This is a genomic window from Streptomyces sp. 130, assembly GCF_007096885.1.
Taxonomy (GTDB): Bacteria; Actinomycetota; Actinomycetes; order Streptomycetales; family Streptomycetaceae; genus Streptomyces.
Window position 1 is genome coordinate 143,339 of the sequence record NZ_VJNO01000005.1, and the last position, 13,388, is coordinate 156,726.

The window sequence follows — 13,388 nt, forward strand, 5'->3', positions numbered from 1 at the left end:
GTCAGCTGCCCGTCTTCGGCTGGGTGAGGTCGTAGAAGGTGGCGCTGCCCGCCGTCACCTCCGTGAAGTTCTCCTCCACCCAGGACGAGATCTGCGAGGCGGTGCCGCTGCCGCCCATGCCGCCGCCCATTCCGCCGCCCGAGACGAAGTAGTGGACGCGGCCGTCCTCGACGTACTCCTTGAACTGCGCGAGCGTCGGGGACGGGTCGCTTCCGTTGAAGCCGCCGATCGCCATGACGGGCTCCTCGGTGGCGAGTTGGTAGCTCGCGGCGTTCTGGGAGCCGATGGCCGCCGCGGCCCAGGTGTAGTCGTCGGCGTTCTTCTCCAGGAGCGCCTTGGCCTGGGAGCCGACGGACGCGCCGTTGAGGAGGCCGCCCATGCCGCCGCCGCCCATGCCGCCCGGTCCGCCGCGCTCGCCCGTGGTGGGCGCGGTGCCGCGTCGGCCGTTCTGGGTGGGGGGTTGGCCCTGGTTCTGGCCCTGGTTGGGCGGGGTGCCGGTGGGGGGCCGGCCCATGCCGGTGCCCTGCTGGGTGGTGCCGCCCTGCCCCGGGGGCATGCCGCCGCCCGGTCCGCCGCCGCCCGGTCCGCCGCCCCGGCCACCGCCACCGCCGCCCGGTCCGCCCATGCCGCCGCCCGAGGCCGGGCCCGCCGTGACGATGGAGCCCTGGTGGCCGGTGTTCAGGGTGCTGACGGTGTACGCGGCCGGCCCGGCGAGCGACGCGGCGAAGCCCAGCACCACCGCGACCAGGGCCAGTCGGCGGCCGATCCGGGCCGCGAGCAGCAGGCCCACCGCCGCCACGAGTCCGGTGACGAGGACGGCCGTCCGCAGCCACGGCTGGTAGTCCGGGGTGCGGCCGAGGAGCACGTAGGCCCAGTACGCCGTCACCGCCACGGTCCCCGCCAGCGCGGCGCCCGCCCACCAGCGGGCCCGTTCCTCCCACAGGACCGTGACGCCCATGCCGGTCAGCGCGGCCAGGTAGGGCGCCAGGGCCACCGTGTAGTACTGGTGGAAGATTCCGGCCATGAAGCTGAACACGGCGGCCGTCATCAGCAGCGAACCGCCCCACGCGAGGAACGCCGCCCGCGCGGTGTCCGTCCGCTTCACGCGCCAGGTCAGCCAGATCCCGGCCACGAGCAGGATCAGGGCGGCGGGCAGCAGCCACGAGATCTGGGCGCCCACCTCGGAGTTGAACATCCGGCCGATTCCGGTCTCGCCCCACTGACCGCCGCCGCCCGGACCGCCCCCGCCCCCGACGCTGCCGGTCTCCTCGCCGTTGATCCGGCCGAGCCCGTTGTAGCCGAAGGTCAGCTCGAGGAACGAGTTGTTCTGCGAACCGCCGATGTACGGGCGTGAGGAGGCCGGCCACAGCTCGACGGCCGCCACCCACCAGCCGCCCGCGACGACCATGGCGAGCGCGGACAGACCGAGCTGCCCGAACCTCCTGCGTACGGGAACCGGCGCGCACACCGCGTACAGCACGGCCAGCGGCGGCAGGATCAGGAACGCCTGGAGGGTCTTCGACAGGAACGCGATTCCCACCGCGACACCCGCCCACACCAGCCACTTCGTGCGGCCCTTCTCCATCGCGCGCAGCACGCAGTAGACGGTGACCGTCATCAGCAGCGCGAGCATCGCGTCCGGGTTGTTGAAGCGGAACATCAGCGCGGCGACGGGCGTCAGCGCGAACACCGCCATGGTGATGAGCCCGGCGGCGGCACTGAAGCGGCGGCGCACGGCCGCGTACAGCACCCCGGCCGTCGCGGCGGCCATCACCACCTGCGGGGCGAGGATCGCCCAGGAGCTGAGCCCGAAGACCCGCACCGAGAGGGCCATGGGCCACAGGGTGGCCGGCGGCTTGTCGACGGTGATGGCATTGGCCGCGTCGAGCGAGCCGAAGAAGAACGCCTTCCAGCTGCGGCTGCCGGCCTGCACGGCGGCGGAGTAGAAGGAGTTGGCGTAGCCGGAGGCGCTGAGGTTCCAGAGGTACGCCAGCGTGATGGCCAGCAGCAGGGCCAGGAACGCGGGACGCACCCAGGGCGCGTCCTCGGTCCGGCCGCGCCAGGTCCGGCGGAGCAGCGAGGCACCGGCCCGTGCGTGCCCCGGGGGTGTGTCCGGCCGGGCGGCCGGCGCGTAGGCGGGGTCGAGCGTGGTCATCGGACGTTCCTCGGGTCGGGGGTGGTTTCGGTGGCGTGCGGCGCGGGAACGGCGGCTTCGCGCACGGGGTTTGCCCGCTCCCGGTCCGGGAAGACCCAGGCACGGAAGAGCAGGAAGCGCAGCACCGTCGCCGCGAGGTTGGCCGCGATGAGCACCGCGAGTTCGGTGCTGTGCGAGGGCGAGCCGGAGGCGGCGCCCAGGGCCGCCAGCGAGCCGCTGGTCAGGGCGAGCCCGATGGCGAAGACCACGAGGCCCTGTGCCTGGTGACGGACGGCGCCACCCCGCCCTCGTACCCCGAAGGTGAGCCTCCGGTTGGCGGCGGTGTTCGCGACGGCCGAGACGAGGAGCGCGGCCCCGTTGGCGAGCTGGGGCCCGGCGCCGAGCCGGAAGAGCGAGTACAGCGCCAGGTAGAACAGCGTGGACAGGGCGCCCACGACGCAGAACCCGACGAGCTGCCGGGCGAGCCCGCCCGGCACCCCGCCGATCGCCCGGTCGCGCGGATCGTCCCCGAAGGGCCGTGCCAGCCGGTCCAGCGGGAGCGCGCCGACGGCCAGCGCCCGCCCCACCCGCCACACCCCCTTCAGGTCCTCGGTGGCGGTCCGCACGATGTGGACCGTGGAGTCGGGGTCGTCCACCCAGTCGACGGGCACCTCGTGGATGCGCAGCCCGGCCCGTTCGGCGAGCACCAGCATCTCGGTGTCGAAGAACCAGCCGGTGTCCTCCACCATCGGCAGCAGCCGCTGCGCGACCTCCCGCCGGATCGCCTTGAACCCGCACTGCGCGTCGCTGAACCGGGCGGCCAGCGACGAACGCAGGATGATGTTGTAGGCCCGCGAGATGAACTCCCGCTTCGTCCCCCGCACCACCCGCGAACTACGCGCGAGGCGGGAGCCGATGGCCAGGTCGGAGTGCCCGGAGATGAGCGGCGCCACCAGCGGAAGCAGGGCGTTGAGGTCGGTGGACAGGTCCACGTCCATGTACGCGAGCACCGGCGCGTCCGAGTGGGTCCACACGGTACGCAGCGCCCGCCCGCGCCCCCTCTCCTCCAGCCTGAAGGACCGCACCCTGGGCAGCGAGCGCGCCAGCCGCTCCGCCACCTCGGGCGTCCGGTCGGTGCTGGCGTTGTCGGCGACGGTGATCCGGAAGGCGTACGGGAAGGTACGGGCCAGGTGCTCGTGCAGCCGCAGCACGCACGGTTCGAGGTCCTTCTCCTCGTTGTAGACGGGCACCACCACATCGAGCACGGGCGCACCCGCCGCGCCCCCCACCCCGGCCAGGAGGTGGTCCCGGGCCGGCAGGGCGCTCCAAGGAGTCTCGGTTCGCATGCCGTCGACACTCGCGAACGGCGCTGTCACAGGCGTGTGGTGAGGCTGTGGCGCGCCTGTGGAACCGGCGGACGTGTGCTGCCGCGGCGGTTGCGAGGTGCTCGTCCGACGCGGGCGAGCGGCAGTTCACCGGCCGGCGTGAGAACCACTGCCGGCGACTGGGCGCGTGTCAGCGGGCGCCGGGCCCGATCGTGACGTACCGCGGTGCCACGGCTTCGAAACGCCGACCCGCTGGACGGGACGCACGGGCGTCCGGCCTCCGCCTTGCCCGGCCCTCGTCATCCGGCGGGGGCCGTCCACGCCCCCTCCACCGGCAGCCGCACCGCGAACACCGTCTCCCCCGGGACCGACCGCACCTCCACCGCGCCGCCGTGCGCCGCCACCACCGCCTGGACGATCGCGAGGCCGAGGCCCGTGGAGCCGGCGTGGCGGGAACGGGAGGCGTCGCCCCGGGTGAAGCGTTCGAAGATGTGGGGCAGGAGGTCCAGGGGGATGCCGGGGCCGTCGTCCTGGACCTCCACCGTGACCCACGGGGTGCCGGCGGCGGCCAGGACGCGGGCGGTGACCGTGGTGCCCGGCGGGGTGTGGCTACGGGCGTTGGCCAGGAGGTTGACCAGGACCTGGTGGATGCGGGTGGGGTCGGCGCGGACCGTCGCGGGGGCGTCCGGCAGGTCGAGGCGCCAGTGGCGGGCGGGCTCGGCGCGGTCCGCCGCGCGGGCGTCGCTCACCGCGTCCACGACGAGCGGCGAGAGGTCGGTGCTCTCGTACGAGAGCGGACGGCCGGCGTCCAGGCGGGCCAGCAGGAGCAGGTCCTCGACCATGCCCGTCATCCGCTGGGCCTCCGACTCGATGCGCCCGAGCGCGTGCCGGGTGTCCGGACCGGGGTCCTCGCCGCCGCGCCGGGTGAGTTCGGCGTAGCCGCGTATCGAGGCGAGCGGGGTCCTCAGTTCGTGACTGGCGTCCGCGACGAACCGGCGCACCCGCGTCTCGCTGCGCTGCCGCGCGTCCAGGGCCGACCCCACGTGCCCCAGCATCCGGTTCAGCGCCGCGCCGACCTGCCCCACCTCGGTGCGCGGGTCCGCCTCGGCGTCCGGGACCCGTTCGAGGAGCGCCACCTCACCGCTGTGCAGGGGCAGTTCGGAGACCCGGGTCGCGGTGGCCGCCACCCGGCGCAGGGGCCGCAGCGCGACACCGACCATCGCGGCGCCCGCGATCCCCGCCGCGACGAGCCCCGCACCGGTCACGCAGACCTCCACCAGGATCAGGGTGCCCAGCGCACGGCTCACCTCGGTGGTCGGGATGCCGACGAGCACCGTGGCACCGCCGCCCGCGGGCACCGCCCGCACCCGGTAGCCGTCCAGGCCGGGCAGCTCGACGTCGTGCGCACGGTCGTCGGCCGTGACCCCGGCGGCCGTCACGGCGTCCCGCTGGGCGTCGGTCAGCGGTTCGGTGTTCTCGCCGGCGTCGAAGCCGCCGTCCTTCACGACGGCCGAGTCCGTGATCTCCCCCCGCTCGACCAGCGCGCCGAAGGTCTCCAGCGGCTGGCCGCCCATGCCGATGAAACCGAGCGGATCACGCTCCGGGGACGCTTTCGGGCCGCCGGGCGCGGGAACACCCGGCGCCCGCTGCGCCCGGACCGCGATGTCCCGCAGCTGGTCGTCGAGTTTCCCGTACATGTAACTGTGGAACGCGATCGCGGTGACCGAGCCGATCACGGCGGCGACGACGGCGATCAGCGCCACCGCCGAGACCACGAGGCGGGTGCGCAGGGTCCACGGCCGCCGCATCGTGCTACTCACCCGGCTTGATCAGATATCCCGCCCCGCGCCGGGTGTGGATCATGGGCGAGCGGCCCGCGTCGATCTTCTTGCGCAGGTAGGAGATGTACAGCTCGACCACGTTGGCCTGGCCGCCGAAGTCGTAGTTCCAGACCCGGTCCAGGATCTGCGCCTTGCTGAGCACCCGGCGCGGGTTGCGCATCAGGAACCGCAGCAGCTCGAACTCGGTCGCCGTCAGGTGGATGTTCTTCCCGCCCCGGCTGACCTCGTGGCTGTCCTCGTCCAGCATCAGGTCGCCCACCACGAGCTGCGACTCACTGCGCGCCGCCGCCGTCCCCGACCGCCGGATCAGGCCGCGCAGCCGGGCCACGACCTCCTCCAGGCTGAACGGCTTGGTGACGTAGTCGTCGCCGCCCGCCGTGAGCCCGGCGATCCGGTCCTCCACGGCGTCGCGCGCGGTGAGGAACAGCACCGGCACGTCGGACAGTTCCCGCCGCAGCCTGCCGAGGACGGCGAGCCCGTCCATGTCGGGCAGCATCACGTCGAGGATGACCACGTCGGGCCGGAACGAGCGGGCCGTGCGCACGGCCGTCGCGCCGTCCCCCGCGCTGCGCACCTCCCAGCCCTCGTAACGAAGCGCCATCGACAGCAGCTCCGTGAGCGAAGCCTCGTCGTCCACGACCAGCACCCGCACGGGGGTACGGTCCGGCCTGAGCAGTTCGGTACGCCCCTGGGGCGAGGTCGTCGTCGTCATGCCGCCAGCCTGTGAGACGGCTCTGAGAGAGTTCTTTTCCGTTTCTGTGAATTCCCTGAGAAAGCCGCGGCGGGGCCCTCAGACGCCGAACAGCGCCTTCGCGTTGTCGTGGCAGACCGCCCGCAGCCAGTCGTCGCCCAGGCCGAGCCCTTCCAGCGCGTGCAGTTGGTGGACGTACGGATACGGGATGTTCGGGAAGTCCGTGCCCAGCAGGATGCGGTCGCCGAGGGCCGCGAGGCGGCCGCGCTCCGACGCGGGGAACGGGCTGAGCTCCTCGACGAAGTCGGTGAACGCCATCGTCGTGTCGAGCCGGACCTCCGGATACGTCTCCGCGAGCGTCAGGAAATCCGCGTACTCCGGCATCCCCATGTGCGCCACGATCAGCCGCAGCCGGGGATGCCGGGCGAGGACCCGGCCGATCGGGCCGGGGCCGGTGTGCTTGCCGGGGGCCGGGCCCGAGCCGCAGTGCGTCACGACCGGGATGCCCGCCTCCGCGAGCAGACCCCACACCGGGTCGAGCAGGGGATCGTTCGGATCGTACGCACCGACCTGGAGGTGCGCCTTGAAGACCCGGGCCCCCGCCTCGACGGCCTCCCGGACATAGCGCCCGGCGTCCGGTTCGGGGAAGAACGTCGCGGTGTGCAGGCAGTCCGGCGTCCGGGCCGCGAAACCGGCCGCCCAGTCGTTGAGCCAGGCCGCCATCCCCGGCTTGTGCGGGTACAGCATCGACGTGAAGCGGAGCACCCCGAACGAGCGGAGCACGGCGAGCCGTTCCGCCTCCTCGTGCCGGTAGGCGATCGGCCACTCCAGCCCGGTCAGCGGGCCCGCCGAGTCGAAGTACGCCCACACCTTGCGCAGGACCCGCTCCGGCATGAAATGCGTGTGTACGTCGATGAGCCCGGGCAGCCCGAGCCGCTGCCGGAACCGCGCCACGTCGTCGTGCTCGTCACCCATACGGCCGACCCTCTCAGAACAGCCCGTCCTGCGCCGCGCCACCCCCCACCGCGACGACCGGCACGCTCACCCCGGCCGCGCCCGCCGCCGCCGTCAGCGTCCAGCCGGTCATCAGCCGCGTGTCCACGACGACGAGGCCCTGCCCGCCCGCGTCCAGGTGGAGGTCGGGGCCGGCCGCCGCGACGAGCCTCCCCGCCACCGCGCCCCCGTCCACCAGGCCGGTCACCGCGCGGACCGGCCCGGACACCTCCCCGAGCCCGAACACCTCCGCGTGGTCCACCGCCGCGAACGGCAGCCGCTCCAGCGCCTCCGGCCAGCCGGCGCCCTCCAGGGCCGCCGCCCCGCCGTGGAGCGCCGCGACCTCGGCCACCCGCTCCGCCCGGTCCGGGAGGGCCGCCCGCACCTCCCGCTTGCGGGCGTACGGAATGCGGTCCGGGACCCCGAGCGCCGCCCGCAGCACCTCCTCGGCCCGGCGCGCCGCCATCAGCGGCCCCCGGCCCAGCCAGCTGAAGACCACCGCGCCCTGCTCCCGCAGCCGCGCCGCGCCCCGCTCCTCGGCGGTGATCCCCACCTTCACCATGCCGGGCCCGAACCACGCCAGATACACCCGGTACGTGCGGGGGTCGTCCGGGACCGTGTCGGCGGCCACCGAGTGCGCCCGGTCGAGCCGCCCGCACTCCGGGCAGCGCCCGCCCGTGCTCGTCACCGGCACCACGGCACCCAGCGGGCACGCGTTGCCCCGGGCCCCGGAGCAGCGCCGCTCGCCGGACGCCCGGAAGCCGAACTCCGTTCCGTACACCAGGGCGCTCGCCCGCGTCCGCGCCCCCTTGCGCCAGCCCAGCGCGGGGCCCTCCGAGCCCTCGGGCCAACGGAGGCCGGTGCACTGCCAGTCCATATCCGCACCTTAGGGGCGGGCACTGACAACGGGCCCTAGGATTTTGAGCATGACCCCGACCATGCAGGACGTGGACCGGTTCGAAGCGGCCAGGCCCCGGCTGGAGGCCATCGCCTACCGCCTGCTGGGCTCGGCGAGCGAGGCAGAGGACGCCGTGCAGGACACCTACCTGCGCTGGCAGGCCGCCGACACCGGGCGGATCGAGGTCCCCGAGGCCTGGCTGACGAAGGTCCTCACCAACCTCTGCCTCAACCAGCTCACCTCCGCCCGCGCCCGCCGCGAGACGTACGTGGGCGCCTGGCTGCCCGAGCCGCTGCTCGCCGGGGACCCCATGCTCGGCCCCGCCGACACTGTGGAACAGCGCGAATCGGTCTCGTACGCCGTGCTCACGCTCATGGAGCGGCTGACGCCGGGCGAGCGGGCGGTGTACGTGCTGCGCGAGGCGTTCGGCCATCCGCACCGGGAGATCGCGGAGATCCTGGACCTGAGCGAATCCGCCGTCCAGCAGGTTTACCACCGGGCGAAGAAGCACATCGCCGACGGCCGGACGCGCACCGAGGTGGACGAGGCCGCCGCCCGCCGGGTCATCGAGGAGTTCCTGCTCGCCGCCGCCGGCGGCCGTACCGAACCGCTCGTGGAGCTGCTGACCGCCGACGCGACCTCCATCGGGGACGGCGGCGGGAAGGTGCCCGCCCGCGCCAAGGCGTTCGAGGGCGCCAAGGCCGTCGCCACGTTCATGCGCGGCCTGCTCAAGCCGGGAAAGGCGAAGACCGCGCTCACGGGCGGTTCCGTCGAGCTGCACCTGACGCACGCCAACGGCTCCACCGCCGTCCTGGCGGTCGTCGGCGAACGGGTCATCGGCGTCATGTGCGTAGAGGTCACTCCGGAGGGAATCGCCTCGTTCCGCAACCAGGTCAACCCGGACAAGCTGGAGCGCGCGACCCGGCGGTGGGCGGCCATGGAACACGGAAAGCCGCTGCTCACAGCCTTCTGATCGCCCAGTGACCCAGGTCACACCTGTCTCCTGTCAGGAAAGCGCGGGCTACCCGGTTCAAGGGGCGAGAAACCACCCCGCAGGGGCGGACCCGCGCGAGACAGGAGCAGACACATGCAGCAGCACCGCGTCATCGTCCTCGGAGCCGGATACGCCGGAGCCATCGCGGCGGGCCGCGTCGCCAGGCGGCTGCGCCGCGAGGACGTCACCGTCACCCTCGTCAACGCGGAGCCCGACTTCGTGGAGCGCGTCCGCATGCACCAGCTCGCGGCGGGCCAGGACCTCAAGCCCCGCCCCTTCACCGAGATGTTCGCCGGAACGGGCGTGGAGCTGAAGGTCGGCCGGGTCACCGCCGTGGACGCCGACCGCAAGGCGGTCACCGTCGAAAGCGCGGACGGCGAGGAGCAACTGGCGTACGACACCCTCGTCTACGCCCTCGGCAGCACCCGGAACACCCAGAGCGTCCCCGGGGTCGCCGAGCACGCCCACGAGATCGCGAGCCGCCCCGGCGCGCTCCGGCTGCGCGACCGGCTGGCCGCCCTCGCGCCCGGCCAGTCCGTACTGGTCGTCGGCGGCGGGCTGACCGGCCTCGAAGCGGCGACCGAGTTCGCGGAGGCCCGCCCGGACCTCGACATCGCCCTCGCCGCGCGCGGCGGCCTCGGCGACTGGCTCTCGCCGGCCGGCCGCCGCCATGTCCGCAAGGCCTTCGACCGCCTCCGCATCACCGTCCACGAGCACACCGCCGTCGCGGAGGTCGGCCCCGGGCACGTCACCACGGCCGAGGGCACGTCGTTCCCGGCGGCGGTCACCGTCTGGACGACCGGCTTCGCGGTCCACCCGCTCGCGGCGGCCACCACCCTGGAGACCTCCGAGACCGGTCAGATCGTCGTCGACGCGACCATGCGCTCGGTCTCGCACCCCGATGTGTACGCCATCGGGGACGCGGCCCTCGTCGCCGGCCCCGGCGGCAAGCCGCTGCGGATGTCCTGCGCCTCGGGCGTCCCCACCGCCTGGCAGGCCGCCGACGCCCTCGCGGCCCGCCTCACCGGCACCAAGATCCCGTCCACCCCGCTGCGCTACTTCAACCAGTGCGTCTCCCTGGGCCGCAAGGACGGCCTCATCCAGTACGTCACCGCCGACGACCGCGCGGTCCGGGCGGCGCTGACGGGCCGCATCGCCGCCGTCTACAAGGAACTGGTCTGCAAGGGCGCCGCCTGGGGCGTGGCCAACCCGACAACCGGCCTGCCGACCCGCCGCCGACGGGTCGCGGTATCGGCCCCGTCCGCGCCGGTGGGGGCAGCCAAGCGGTGAGGGGGAGCCGGGCCGCCGCCCTTCCCGAGCCCGCCAGAACTACTCGTCCTCGGCAACCTCACTTGCAGCCTCCGGCGCAGGTACAGGCACCACGTTGACCCGCAAACACCCGTCCACGCCGAACAGGTCGATCAGCTGAGAAAGGTGGGCACGGGCCGCGCTGCGGCCAAGGCTCTCGTCGGTGCTCATCAACGCCCCTCCAGCTCAGCCCAGACAACCTTGCCCCAACGGCGCTCGTCCGCGCCCCAGTTGGATGCCACAGCTCCACCCCCAGATCATTCGCGAGCGCGTGCAGGGTAGGAAGGCGTGCCGACTGCTTCCGCCCCTGCTCAAGCTGCCTGATCACATCGACGGACACATCCGCCCGCTCGGCCAGCTCTTCCTGCGTCAGCGAGGCCAACCGCCGCAACCGCCGCAGAGTCCGCCCCAGATCATCGTTCGCCACGCAGCCACGGTACGCGCGAGCCCCACCTGTGACTCACCGATCAACAACCCACCGCGCATCAGCCGGCCAGGCCCCCGTCCCCACGATGCACTCCACGATCCGAAGCCCCTCCGCGAGTGGCACGGTGTCCTGGTCCGGGTACTCGTCGTCCTGCCCATTGGCCAGCACGAACCCATCGCTCTCTCCGTCGGCCCCGGGATCGACGGCATGCTCGCCGGGATCGCCCTCCCTGTCGAGCAACATCACCATGGCCCGCTCGCCATTGGTCACGAAGGCCAGCCACCGCCCCCGCGAGCTGCACAACCACGTCTCCAGTTGCCCACCGTCCACCCTGGCCCGCAGAGCCGAAGAAACGGCCTCGCTCGAAAGGGAAGGGGAACCGGCCTCGTCAATCACCCAGGACTCGATCACGCCCCCGACGATGTCACGCGGACGACAAACGCGAGAGGCCCCGGATTGCTCCGCCGCTGCACAGCTACTGCCGGCACGGAGACAAGGAGAACGCCTCATGACCCCGCCCGTACCGGTGACCATCCTCCCCGGCCCGCCGGCCTCAGCCCGCCGCGCCGCCCGTCGCAACCGCGTCGATCACCGCCGTCCAGGACCTCGACGTGATTGTGGAGAGCGCGGAGTGCTCCTGCGACGCCGGTGACGGCAACCCCCACTGACCGACACGATCCGGTCAACTCCGTTCAGGCCCCGACGTACCCGCGTCGGGGCCTGAGCCCTGCCCGGCCCACCGTTAGGGTGCCGCACGTGTTCTTCCACTGGGACTGGCTCCGGCCCCAACTGACCGCGCCGATCGTGCCGACGCTTGGTCCTGTCCACCCCGACGCCCTGACCCTCGGCATCTTCGAGGACAAACTGCGAGCGGCCGAAACCGGGACCTTCCTGCCCTACGACAAGGACCGGCGCTGGGGCGGCGAGAAGGACGAGAAAGTCCTCCGCGAAGACGTAGTGCACCAGCGCAAACACACTCTCAATCCCACGCTGACCAGGCGCGGACGCGGCAGTGTGAAGGTCTTCGCCTACGGGCTCTGCGACAGCGTCGTGGAGGAGGCCGCCGAACTGGCCGCGAAACTCGCGGCCGTGCACGATGTGGTCAGCGCCCGGGTCGTACGCCCCCTCGGCCCCGAGAGCACACACCCGCGAGGCACCCGCATTCAGCTGAAGGACTTCGCCGTCGGCCCCTGGGCCCCGACCCGGATGGCCCGGTCCGGGCCGTCACCGCCTGGCCGACCGCCGTGCAGGAGACCTTCGCCCAGTTCGCCGAGGCCATGGCGGGCGATGGCCTGGCCTTCCTCCACACCCGGATGCAAGCCGGCCAGTGCGGCCCGGTCCTCGCCGCCGCCATCGAAGACCGCATCGTGGGCGCGATCGGCCCGATGGAAGTACGCCCCGACGCGATCGGCTGCCCCCAGCTCATGCCCCAGTACTTCGCCGTCCTCCCCGAGGCCCGAGGCCAGGGCCTTGGACGCGTCTTGTGCCAGGCCGAAGGGCTGGCCTCCCTCGGCTTCACCCACACCACGTCGGTGTAACCGCGCACACGGAACCCCTACAACGCAAGAGGCCCGGACTCTCGTCCGGGCCTCTCACCTATGTGCACTCGGCAGGATTCGAACCTGCAACCTTCTGATCCGTAGTCAGATGCTCTATCCGTTAAGCTACGAGTGCTTGTGCTTCCGGGGTTTTTTCTGCCCCGTCGGCGTTGCGAGAACAACATTACATGACCTGCGCCGGGACGCGAAATCCATTAGCCACACCCCGCCTGAGCTGGGCAAACGCCCGGAGCGTGGCCGGGAACGGCCGAAGCCCCGGTCCTGGGGACCGGGGCTTCGGTGTGGTGCGGAGGCGGAGGGATTTGAACCCTCGATGGGGGGTAAGCCCCAAACCGCATTAGCAGTGCGGCGCCATAGACCGGACTAGGCGACGCCTCCAGCGCAACGCCCGCGCGAGCGCGAGTGGTGCGTGCAGATGATGACACAGCTACACGCTGCGCCACCAATCGCGGCCTACGGTACTAGGCGGTCGGCCGCGAGGGCAAAGCGGTTGCCGTGCGCAACGCCGGAGCGAGTGGCGCGTTATGCAGGGCGGGGCGCCGCCCCGCAGGTTCGTCCGCCACAGGAGTCCGCCATGATGCGCCGTCTCGCCCTGACCGCTGTCGCGTCCCTCGCCGCGCTGTCCGCCGCCGCGCCCGCCGCCTCCGCCGCGTCCGGGCCGCTCCCGTTGCCGCTGTCCCTGCCGCTCCTCCAGGACGACGGCGCGGGGACCCGGCTCACCGTGGTCGTCGCCGGGTCGGGGAACCCGGAGGCCGACGGCAGGTACGAGCTGGAGTGCGGGCCGGCCGGGGGGAGCCACCCGGTCGCGGCCCAGGCGTGCGAGCGGCTGGACCAGCTGGAGGGGGAGGGGGCGGACCCGTTCGCGCCGGTTCCCCGGGACGCGATGTGTACGCAGCAGTACGGCGGGGAATCCACCGCCCACGTCACCGGCACCTGGCACGGTCGCCAGGTCGACGCCTCCTTCCGGCGGACCAACGGGTGCGAGATCGCCCGGTGGAACGGTCTGCGGCCGGTCCTGCCGAACGTGCGGTGAGCGGCCCCGGGGCCCGTCGGCGGGTCACCGCGGCGCGCGGTGCGACTCGGAGCCGTACAACGTACGCACCACGCCTTGGTGAGAGCTCGCCCTCATCCGCAGTCCCAGGCCCCTCCCCTGCCTTTAGACTCCTGCAGTGACAGCTTGAGGCCCGAGGGGCAAGATGGGGCCGCTGTCGGCAAGGT

The 13,388-nt window shown here is 72.9% G+C and carries 11 protein-coding genes, 2 tRNA genes and 2 pseudogenes; 4 read left to right on the top strand and 11 right to left on the bottom strand.

Annotated features, from left to right (window positions below; all coding sequences use genetic code 11):
• Position 1: 1 nt before the first annotated feature.
• The 6 genes from FKN01_RS06790 to FKN01_RS06815 form a co-directional block, all read right to left on the bottom strand.
• Positions 2–2,155 carry a glycosyltransferase family 39 protein gene (locus FKN01_RS06790; RefSeq protein ID WP_143617438.1) on the bottom strand — a complete coding sequence of 718 codons (2,154 nt, stop codon included), beginning with the start codon at positions 2,153–2,155 and terminating at the stop codon, positions 2–4.
• Entirely contained in the window at positions 2,152–3,480 is a 1,329-nt protein-coding gene (locus FKN01_RS06795; protein ID WP_260696802.1) for a bifunctional glycosyltransferase family 2/GtrA family protein, read from the bottom strand. Before FKN01_RS06795 ends, FKN01_RS06790 begins: the two co-directional genes overlap by 4 nt.
• 278 nt (positions 3,481–3,758) lie before the next feature.
• Complete coding sequence (locus FKN01_RS06800; protein ID WP_143617606.1) at positions 3,759–5,267, bottom strand: cell wall metabolism sensor histidine kinase WalK; 1,509 nt, start codon at positions 5,265–5,267, stop codon at positions 3,759–3,761.
• 4 nt (positions 5,268–5,271) lie between these two features.
• A complete protein-coding gene (locus tag FKN01_RS06805) occupies positions 5,272–6,012 on the bottom strand; it encodes a response regulator transcription factor (RefSeq protein WP_143617440.1) in 741 nt (246 codons plus the stop codon).
• A 78-nt stretch (positions 6,013–6,090) separates the two neighbouring features.
• On the bottom strand, positions 6,091–6,966 hold the full coding sequence (locus FKN01_RS06810) for an amidohydrolase family protein (protein ID WP_143617442.1): 876 nt from the start codon (positions 6,964–6,966) through the stop codon (positions 6,091–6,093).
• A gap of 13 nt (positions 6,967–6,979) precedes the next feature.
• A complete protein-coding gene (locus FKN01_RS06815; protein ID WP_143617444.1) occupies positions 6,980–7,861 on the bottom strand; it encodes a DUF2797 domain-containing protein in 882 nt (293 codons plus the stop codon).
• 49 nt (positions 7,862–7,910) lie between these two features.
• Here FKN01_RS06815 and sigJ point away from each other — a divergent pair, with 49 nt between their 5' ends.
• Complete coding sequence (sigJ, locus tag FKN01_RS06820) at positions 7,911–8,855, top strand: RNA polymerase sigma factor SigJ (protein ID WP_143617446.1); 945 nt, start codon at positions 7,911–7,913, stop codon at positions 8,853–8,855.
• A gap of 114 nt (positions 8,856–8,969) precedes the next feature.
• The gene (locus FKN01_RS06825) at positions 8,970–10,166 is read left to right on the top strand and encodes an NAD(P)/FAD-dependent oxidoreductase (RefSeq protein ID WP_143617448.1); all 1,197 of its coding nucleotides are present in this window, start codon (positions 8,970–8,972) and stop codon (positions 10,164–10,166) included.
• 39 nt (positions 10,167–10,205) lie between these two features.
• On the opposite strand, the gene FKN01_RS32470 is transcribed toward FKN01_RS06825, so the two are convergent.
• From FKN01_RS32470 to FKN01_RS06840, 3 genes and pseudogenes are all read right to left on the bottom strand, one after another.
• Positions 10,206–10,355 (bottom strand): hypothetical protein, encoded by a 150-nt coding sequence (locus tag FKN01_RS32470; RefSeq protein ID WP_185992779.1) that lies wholly within the window; start codon positions 10,353–10,355, stop codon positions 10,206–10,208.
• A gap of 70 nt (positions 10,356–10,425) precedes the next feature.
• Positions 10,426–10,611: pseudogene (locus FKN01_RS06835) on the bottom strand (helix-turn-helix domain-containing protein); the annotation flags it as partial.
• 33 nt (positions 10,612–10,644) lie between these two features.
• Positions 10,645–11,022, bottom strand: coding sequence for a hypothetical protein (locus tag FKN01_RS06840; RefSeq protein ID WP_143617450.1), 378 nt, complete (start codon positions 11,020–11,022; stop codon positions 10,645–10,647).
• A 345-nt stretch (positions 11,023–11,367) separates the two neighbouring features.
• Here FKN01_RS06840 and FKN01_RS06845 point away from each other — a divergent pair.
• A pseudogene (locus FKN01_RS06845) lies at positions 11,368–12,149 on the top strand (GNAT family N-acetyltransferase).
• Positions 12,150–12,212: 63 nt separating this feature from the next.
• On the opposite strand, the gene FKN01_RS06850 reads toward FKN01_RS06845, so the two are convergent.
• Together FKN01_RS06850 and FKN01_RS06855 are read right to left on the bottom strand one after the other, a co-directional pair.
• Positions 12,213–12,285 (bottom strand) — tRNA-Arg (locus tag FKN01_RS06850).
• A 172-nt stretch (positions 12,286–12,457) separates the two neighbouring features.
• Positions 12,458–12,548, bottom strand: a tRNA-Ser gene (locus FKN01_RS06855).
• 196 nt (positions 12,549–12,744) lie between these two features.
• On the opposite strand from FKN01_RS06855, the gene FKN01_RS06860 reads away from it, so the two are divergent.
• Positions 12,745–13,203, top strand: coding sequence for an SSI family serine proteinase inhibitor (locus FKN01_RS06860; RefSeq protein WP_143617452.1), 459 nt, complete (start codon positions 12,745–12,747; stop codon positions 13,201–13,203).
• The last annotated feature ends 185 nt before the right edge of the window (positions 13,204–13,388 follow it).

What these genes read in the sequence shown, in the direction of transcription:
- FKN01_RS06790 (WP_143617438.1), bottom strand. Translation starts at nt 2,155, where the DNA reads ATGACCACGCTCGACCCCGCCTACGCGCCGGCCGCCCGGCCGGACACA.
- FKN01_RS06795 (WP_260696802.1), bottom strand. Translation starts at nt 3,480, where the DNA reads ATGCGAACCGAGACTCCTTGGAGCGCCCTGCCGGCCCGGGACCACCTC.
- FKN01_RS06800 (WP_143617606.1), bottom strand. Translation starts at nt 5,267, where the DNA reads ATGCGGCGGCCGTGGACCCTGCGCACCCGCCTCGTGGTCTCGGCGGTG.
- FKN01_RS06805 (WP_143617440.1), bottom strand. Translation starts at nt 6,012, where the DNA reads ATGACGACGACGACCTCGCCCCAGGGGCGTACCGAACTGCTCAGGCCG.
- FKN01_RS06810 (WP_143617442.1), bottom strand. Translation starts at nt 6,966, where the DNA reads ATGGGTGACGAGCACGACGACGTGGCGCGGTTCCGGCAGCGGCTCGGG.
- FKN01_RS06815 (WP_143617444.1), bottom strand. Translation starts at nt 7,861, where the DNA reads ATGGACTGGCAGTGCACCGGCCTCCGTTGGCCCGAGGGCTCGGAGGGC.
- sigJ (WP_143617446.1), top strand. Translation starts at nt 7,911, where the DNA reads ATGACCCCGACCATGCAGGACGTGGACCGGTTCGAAGCGGCCAGGCCC.
- FKN01_RS06825 (WP_143617448.1), top strand. Translation starts at nt 8,970, where the DNA reads ATGCAGCAGCACCGCGTCATCGTCCTCGGAGCCGGATACGCCGGAGCC.
- FKN01_RS32470 (WP_185992779.1), bottom strand. Translation starts at nt 10,355, where the DNA reads ATGAGCACCGACGAGAGCCTTGGCCGCAGCGCGGCCCGTGCCCACCTT.
- FKN01_RS06860 (WP_143617452.1), top strand. Translation starts at nt 12,745, where the DNA reads ATGATGCGCCGTCTCGCCCTGACCGCTGTCGCGTCCCTCGCCGCGCTG.